This window comes from Georgenia sp. 311 (assembly GCF_006151955.1).
GTDB lineage: Bacteria > Actinomycetota > Actinomycetes > Actinomycetales > Actinomycetaceae > Oceanitalea > Oceanitalea wutianyii.
In genome coordinates this window covers 1-1,412 of sequence record NZ_VDFS01000019.1, presented here as the reverse complement: position 1 = coordinate 1,412, position 1,412 = coordinate 1, and the positions used below count along the sequence as shown (strand labels likewise).

The 1,412-nt window shown below is 76.7% G+C and carries 1 protein-coding gene; it reads right to left on the bottom strand.

What is annotated here, in order from left to right; genetic code table 11:
* Positions 1-49 precede the first annotated feature (49 nt).
* On the bottom strand, positions 50-1,412 hold a 1,363-nt coding region (locus tag FHE66_RS03755), incomplete at its 5' end, for a PT domain-containing protein (protein ID WP_176554635.1).

Genomic DNA, 1,412 nt, shown 5'->3' with positions numbered 1-1,412 from the left:
TCGGCTCTCGCGGGTGGGTGGGCGGGCACCCGCGAGAGCCGACTTCCTCCTAGGCGGTCGTGCGGCGGCGGGCGACGAGGACGGCGCCTGTGAGGGCGAGGAGCACGGCAGCCACGAGGGCGCCGGTCACGGCGACGCCGGTCGCCGGCAGGCCTGAGCCGCCTGCCCCCGCGTCCGGAGCGGCCGACGCGGCAGCGCCGTCACCCGGCGAGGAAGGGTCGTCGGTGGCCGGCGCGTCGGTTGGTCCGACCGTCGGTTCCGTCGTCGGCCCGGCGGTCGGCTCACTCGTCGGCTCACCGGTCGGCTCTGCGGTGGGCTCCTCCGTCGGCTCCTCCGTCGGCTCCTCGCCGGGGGAGGCGGGGAGCCGCATGACGAAGACGTCGCCCGCGCCGGCGTTCAGCGCGCCCTGCGGCGCCCCGAACGTCAGCCCGGTGACCCAGGTGCCCTCCGCCCCGGTGGCCGCGAAGAGGTTCGCCTCGTCCCACTCGTCCGCGCCGTCGCGCTCGCGCGAGCCCACCTGCACCGGCTCGCCGGGCGCCCCGTCCGAGGACACGGGCAGTGCGACGACGTCGACGCCCCCGTGCGGCTCGCCCATCGCGCCGTAGGTGGTCGCGAGGACGAGCGCACCGCCGTCGGCCGTCGGGACACCGGTGACGCCGCGGTCGTCGGTGGACGTGCCGGTCTGGAGCGTCCAGCGCTCGGCGCCGTCGACCGTGAAGGACCGCACGACGATGTCGTTGTCGCCCAGCGTCGCGGCACCGATGGTCCCCCGGGTGTGCCCGACGGCGAGCACCGAGCCGTCCGCCAGCGGCACCAGGCCGCTCACGAGGTCGTTCTGGTCGCTGGAGACCGGGTGGATCCACTGCTGCGCGCCCGCGGCGTCGTACTTCGCGACCCACCCGTCGCCGGAGCCGAGGTGGTCGAGCCCGGGCAGTCCCGCACTCGTCATCCCGCCGACCACGACGCCGCCGTCCGCGGTGGCCGTGACCGCCATCGCCTTGTCCTCACCGGAGCCACCGAGCTGCTCGCTCCACAGCAGGTCACCGTCGGACGAGACCCGGGCGAGGACGGCGTCCTTGTCCCCGGCGTGCGGCGCCCCGGCGAAGCTGCCGCTCGTGTACCCCGCGACGTACGCGCCGCCCGCGCCGTCCGGGGCGACCGCGTAGAGGCGGTCGGCGGCCGTGGGGGAGCCCGTCTCCAGCGTCCACGTGCGCTGTCCGTCGGAGTCGATGCCGACGACGTACGCGTCGTCCTGCGTGTCCGTGAGCCCGGTGGCCAGGGTGCCGCGCGTGTACCCGGCGACGACGACGCCGCCGTCGGCGCCCGGGACGACGCCGTAGGCACGGTCGTTCGCCGCCGTCGCGACGGCGTGGCGCCACGTCTCCGTGCCGTCCGCCGCCCGGCGGACGACG